At 46.1% G+C, this 4,489-nt stretch carries 5 protein-coding genes; 2 read left to right on the top strand and 3 right to left on the bottom strand.

What is annotated here, in order from left to right:
• The first annotated feature begins 133 nt into the window (after nucleotides 1-133).
• Nucleotides 134-1,906 (top strand): lysine--tRNA ligase, encoded by a 1,773-nt coding sequence (lysS, locus tag ACOJS8_RS19135; RefSeq protein ID WP_420150150.1) that lies wholly within the window; start codon nucleotides 134-136, stop codon nucleotides 1,904-1,906.
• 69 nt (nucleotides 1,907-1,975) lie between these two features.
• Here lysS and ACOJS8_RS19130 read toward each other — a convergent pair whose 3' ends face one another.
• Nucleotides 1,976-2,173, bottom strand: a complete 198-nt coding sequence (locus ACOJS8_RS19130; protein ID WP_405518835.1) for a cold-shock protein — start codon at nucleotides 2,171-2,173, stop codon at nucleotides 1,976-1,978.
• 341 nt (nucleotides 2,174-2,514) lie between these two features.
• On the opposite strand from ACOJS8_RS19130, the gene ACOJS8_RS19125 reads away from it, so the two are divergent.
• On the top strand, nucleotides 2,515-2,736 hold the full coding sequence (locus tag ACOJS8_RS19125; protein WP_420150149.1) for a PspC domain-containing protein: 222 nt from the start codon (nucleotides 2,515-2,517) through the stop codon (nucleotides 2,734-2,736).
• Nucleotides 2,737-2,818: 82 nt separating this feature from the next.
• Here ACOJS8_RS19125 and ACOJS8_RS19120 read toward each other — a convergent pair whose 3' ends face one another.
• Both ACOJS8_RS19120 and ACOJS8_RS19115 read right to left on the bottom strand, forming a co-directional pair.
• On the bottom strand, nucleotides 2,819-3,850 hold the full coding sequence (locus tag ACOJS8_RS19120; RefSeq protein ID WP_420150151.1) for a glycosyltransferase family 2 protein: 1,032 nt from the start codon (nucleotides 3,848-3,850) through the stop codon (nucleotides 2,819-2,821).
• Between the two features lie 114 nt (nucleotides 3,851-3,964).
• Complete coding sequence (locus ACOJS8_RS19115; protein WP_420150148.1) at nucleotides 3,965-4,294, bottom strand: YbaB/EbfC family nucleoid-associated protein; 330 nt, start codon at nucleotides 4,292-4,294, stop codon at nucleotides 3,965-3,967.
• Nucleotides 4,295-4,489: the final 195 nt, after the last annotated feature.

The raw sequence follows: 4,489 nt of genomic DNA, 5'->3' as shown, positions 1-4,489 counted from the left end.
TAAACATTCTGTTGTAACATTTACTTACACCCGACAATCTCAACGCGTTTTTGATAACGTCTGATCAGAGTTTTCGTATTTTTGCGCCCTTAAATACTGGTCAAGGTATAAGCTGACCAACTTATTGATAATCATGCAACTGAGTGAACAGGAAATAAATCGCCGACAAAAGCGCGAAGAATTAATGCGGATGGGCATTGATCCCTATCCCGCCCAACTAGTTGACGTAACCACCACCGTGGCCGACATTCGCTCGGCTTTTCAGCCTGACGGTCCGGGAACGGACGTAGCACCTGAACAGGACTTTTCGGGCGATGAACGCTGGGGCAATGTTCAGCTTGCCGGTCGGCTGATGATCATCCGCATCAGCGGAAGCGCATCTTTTGCCGAGTTACAGGATTCGACGGGACGCATACAGCTTTATTTTCGCCGCGATGATATTTGCCCCGGTGAGGACAAAACGCTCTACAACACCGTCTTTAAAAAGCTGCTGGACATTGGCGATATCGTTGGCGTGCGGGGGCATATTTTCTCGACCAAAACGGGCGAATTGTCGGTCTATGTGAAAGAATTTACGATTCTCAACAAAGCGTTACGTCCATTGCCAGTGGTGAAAGAAGTTGTGAATGAAAAAGGTGAAAAAGAAACTTACGATGCATTCACTGATCCTGAACAGCGCTATCGCCAGCGCTACGTCGACCTGATCGTGAATCCGCAAGTGCGCGACGTATTTGTAAAGCGAACAAAGCTGGTTAACTCCATCCGGCAGTTCCTGAGTCAGAAAGGTTATCTGGAAGTTGAGACCCCCATTTTGCAGCCGATTCACGGTGGCGCAACAGCCCGGCCATTCCGTACGCACCACAATTCGCTGGACATGACGCTGTATATGCGTATCGCTAATGAGCTGTATCTGAAGCGGTTGATTGTTGGCGGTTATGACGGCGTATTTGAATTTGCTAAAGATTTCCGGAACGAGGGCATGGATCGCACACACAATCCGGAATTTACACAGGTCGAATTTTACGTTGCCTACAAAGATTACATCTGGATGATGGACACCATCGAAGAGATGGTCGAGAAAGTAGCGCTGGACGTAGCGGGAACGACAAAGGTGACCGTTGGCGAGAATGTCATTGACTTTAAACGCCCCTGGAAACGGCTCACGATGTTCGAAGCCATTCAGGAATATACCGGCGTCGACGTATCAGGCATGGAAGAAGACGAATTACGTCAGGTGGCTGAAAGTCGTGGCATCAAAGTCGACAGCACGATGGGCAAGTCCAAACTGATTGACGAATTATTTGGCGACGCCTGCGAACCGAACCTGATTCAACCAACTTTTATTACAGACTACCCCGTAGAAATGTCGCCACTGACCAAAAAGCACCGTAGCAAACCTGGTCTGGTAGAACGCTTTGAGGCAATATGTAACGGCAAAGAAATTGCCAATGCCTATTCGGAGTTGAACGATCCGCTCGATCAACGCGAACGCTTTGAAGAGCAGTTACGTCTGGCAGAGCGTGGCGACGAAGAAGCGATGGCGCTGGATGAAGATTTCCTACGTGCGCTTGAGTACGGCATGCCGCCCACGGCTGGTGTAGGTTTGGGAATTGATCGACTGACGATGATCATGACCAATCAGCCTTCTATTCAGGATGTTTTGTTTTTCCCCCAGATGCGCCCCGAGAAGAAACAGGAGCAGTCGGAAGAAAAAGACTTTGTGGAAGCGGGTATTCCGGCAGAATGGGTTCCCGCCGTTCAGAAATTAGGTTTCCTGACAGTAGATCAGATACGTACCGCTAATCCGAATAAATTATTCAATGATTTGGGAGGAGTACGCAAGAAACTTAAGCTGGAAGCCAAAATGCCCACTCTTGATGACGTAAAGAGCTGGATCGGACAGTAATTGTACGCGCAAAAACCCCACCTGGTAGCCGGGTGGGGTTATAATCCCTTAATCTGACGCTGTAGATTACTAATCTATTTTTTGCACTTTTACTGCATTGAGTCCTTTCTTGCCGTCAACTACTTCAAACTGTACCCGGTCTTTTTCACGAATGGTAATGCCGTTCAGGCCGGTAATGTGGACGAAGATGTCCCGGTTGGTATCGTCTTCAACAATGAATCCGTAACCCTTACTTTCGTTAAAGAATTTTACTACACCAGTTTGCATAAAACGTAAACAATTAAACAATTAAACATTAAAGAGGGTCTATTATTAACAACGATTCACGAAAGAGATACCGGGACAATTTAGCTACCAGCAACTTAATTGAGAATCAAGAAAATTTAGTTAAAAATAATGTACCGGAGGCAATTCCAGGCCGCCAATCCCGTTACAGCACAAAGAAAGTAAAAATGTTCTGACTTCAGTACGTTTTACACTATTTTTTAGGTATTTTCACTAGATTTATACTGGTAATGTTTGTAAACGGCAAACATTCTGTTTAAATCATACGTTTATTTACTTCGATTCTATTCAACGTTTATCCATGCGCTTCGCAACTAAAAAACATGAACAAGATTCGATTCTTCGTTGAAAGTCAGGCCTTTGGCGTCTGTTCACGCTTAGGAGAGAAAATGAATATCTCGGCCAGTAGTATTCGCTTATATTTCATCTATACGTCTTTCCTGACTCTTGGCTCACCCGTTATTCTTTATTTGATTATGGCATTCTGGATGGAAATGAGTAAGCATTTACGGCGCCATGCTCATCCTACAGTCTGGGAATTATAAATCAGTAAATATCCCTAATGAAAGAATGGACAATGAGTAGTCAGCGATTGACACTCATTGTCCATTCTTTCATTAGGGATATTTACTTGCCTGCTATCTCTCCAAAGGTTTTCTTACCTTTCATAAAGTACTGCCACACGATACTCTTCGGATATAGCTGAACGTTTGTTATCTGTTGTTTTTGAAGGTATTTCCGCTGACGGTGCAGCGTAGGCAACTGCTCATAAAAAGCAAAGTGTGCTCGCACAATCGCCCAAACATCGCTCCACTCGCCTACTTGCATAAACAAGGCGGATGAAGCTCCGTCCAGAATCAGACGAAGCAGAATTTTCGGCCATAGCCAGCCATTGGCAGGCCAGTTTTTATAAAGCATAAACAGGCTATTGCGGTAATTCAGATAGGTTTTGTGCGGGTTTGATTTGTGAAGTGTGCCCCCGCCAACATGATAAACCGTCGACTGACCACATGTCCAGACCTCGTAGCCTAATCGCTGGAAACGCCAGCACAGATCAATTTCTTCCATGTGAGCGAAGAAAGACGTATCAAAACCACCAGCCTGATGAAATACATCGGCGCGTAAAAACAAACAGGCGCCCGTTGCCCAGAACACCTGCCGATTGTCGTTGTACTGTCCGTGATCCGTTTCGAACGTAGCGAAAACGCGTCCCCGGCAAAATATGTATCCTAACCAATCAACATAACCACCGGCCGCACCTGCATGCTCAAACAAGTCACGCTCGCTATAAGAACGAATTTTAGGTTGACAGGCGACAATCTGCTTATTTGATGTCATCAACGACAGAACTGGCGCGATCCATCCCGGCGTCACTTCGATGTCTGAATTAGGCAGTACGTAATACGTAGCGCCACCGTAATGGGTACGGATGTAGTCGAGCGCCTTGTTATAGCCACCTGCGTAGCCCTCATTACGGGGCAGTTCAATAACGCGAACTTCGGGGAAATGGGTACGTAGAAAAGAAACCGACGAATCCGAGGAGGCACTATCCGCTACGTAGACCGGATGCCCATCAGCATTGGCAAGCACCGTCGGCAAAAATTTCGCTAAAAACGGTTGACCGTTGTAATTAAGAATAACTATGGCAAGAATATCCAACTCCATTCATTGTTTGTGGGTTTGTAGTTTAACATACGATGCTTATGGTGAACTACAAACCACCTGCTTCGGCAGTCCGACGGCGATTCGGCACAAACTTACAAACTCTTTATATTACATCAGTCCATCCAGATTCAAGCCCGGAATATTCGGTAATAATCCTTCGGTAGCCTGACGCAGATGCTCACGGGCTTTGCCTTCTATATTGCCCATCGCTTTGTTGGTAGCCGCCACGATTAAATCCTGTAACATTTCGCGATCGTCAGGGCGAATCAGATCGGGGTCAATCTCAATTTTCAGCACATTTTTCAGGCCATTGACCGTTACTTTTACCAGCCCGGCTCCCGATTCACCCGTTTCTGTTACGTTGCTAAGGGTTTCCTGAGCGTCTTTCATTCGGGATTGAACTTCCTTCATCTTCCCGAACATGTCCATCATGTTCATAAATTATAGTAATTAATTGTCAGTTGATCGTAGTTAGTCCATAGCCAACAGTACGCGTCAGCCACTAACGATCATCCGGCGGACCGGTATCGTCTGACGGCTAACGTAATAACAACACGGCTCCTGTACGAACAGTTTTCTGCCCGCTCGTATCTTCTACCTCAATACGGTACATGTACTGACCAACAGCAGCGG

Source organism: Spirosoma sp., from assembly GCF_048594605.1.
GTDB lineage: Bacteria > Bacteroidota > Bacteroidia > Cytophagales > Spirosomataceae > Spirosoma.
This window is presented reverse-complemented; position numbering and strand designations above follow the sequence as displayed.

Excerpts from the sequence above, each read along its gene's own strand:
- lysS (WP_420150150.1), top strand. The coding sequence starts at position 134 with ATGCAACTGAGTGAACAGGAAATAAATCGCCGACAAAAGCGCGAAGAA.
- ACOJS8_RS19130 (WP_405518835.1), bottom strand. The coding sequence starts at position 2,173 with ATGCAAACTGGTGTAGTAAAATTCTTTAACGAAAGTAAGGGTTACGGA.
- ACOJS8_RS19125 (WP_420150149.1), top strand. The coding sequence starts at position 2,515 with ATGAACAAGATTCGATTCTTCGTTGAAAGTCAGGCCTTTGGCGTCTGT.
- ACOJS8_RS19115 (WP_420150148.1), bottom strand. The coding sequence starts at position 4,294 with ATGAACATGATGGACATGTTCGGGAAGATGAAGGAAGTTCAATCCCGA.